1 pseudogene is annotated in these 828 nt (G+C 46.4%); it reads left to right on the top strand.

Going from position 1 to position 828, the window contains the following annotated elements:
* Nucleotides 1–183: 183 nt before the first annotated feature.
* A pseudogene (locus R7Z50_RS26255) lies at nucleotides 184–828 on the top strand (bifunctional glutamine synthetase adenylyltransferase/deadenyltransferase); the annotation flags it as partial.

Genomic DNA, 828 nt, shown 5'->3' with positions numbered 1-828 from the left:
AGAAACTTCTGAAATGATGCAAAATAATGCTGGCGAGTTAGACAAGAAGATCAAATCTTTCCAAGTTTAATATTCCATCCAGAACTTTTGATAAAACGCCCACAAACCTTTTGTGGGCGTTTTTATTTGCTTTAAGTCTGGTATAAAGAATGAATCACCGTGCTTTTCACACAAGGAAGAAACATGCAGCTGCCTTCGTCACTGGTCTCTGTCGCCGAATCTGCCGTTCAAAATGCCCAAGAAGTGGGTTACCTTCAATCATGGCCAAATGAGGTCGTAGAGCAGTTTCATTACGTCTCGGCGCTGAGCCAATTTATTACGGAAACCATTCACCGTGACGAGGCTCTCGCGCAGCAGTTACCAACGATGTTAAGTGAGCTTAGCCGACACCAAGCTTATCGCACCCGTCTGGCCGCTTTATTGGCAGAATGCCCAGATGAAATGTCTGGTCATCGCGTTCTGCGTCAGTTCCGAAATCGAGAAATGGTCTACATCGCGTGGAAAGACTTCTTACATGCTTGGACACTTGAAGAGTCATTACGTCATTTGTCCCAATTGGCAGAGGCGATGATCTTTGAGACATACCAATGGCAATACAAAATTTGCTGCGCAGAGTGGGAACGCCAACAAATGCAGAGGGTGAAGCTCAACCGATGTTGATCATTGGGATGGGAAAGCTTGGCGGCGGCGAACTGAATTTCTCTTCCGATATCGACCTGATTTTTACTTACCCTGAAAACGGCGAAACCCAAGGTGCCCGCCGCAGTATCGCCAATGCGCAGTTCTTTACTCGTCTTGGTCAGCGAATAATCAAAGCACTCGATCAAC

Source organism: Vibrio sp. 1249-1 (assembly GCF_033340495.1).
This window is presented reverse-complemented; position numbering and strand designations above follow the sequence as displayed.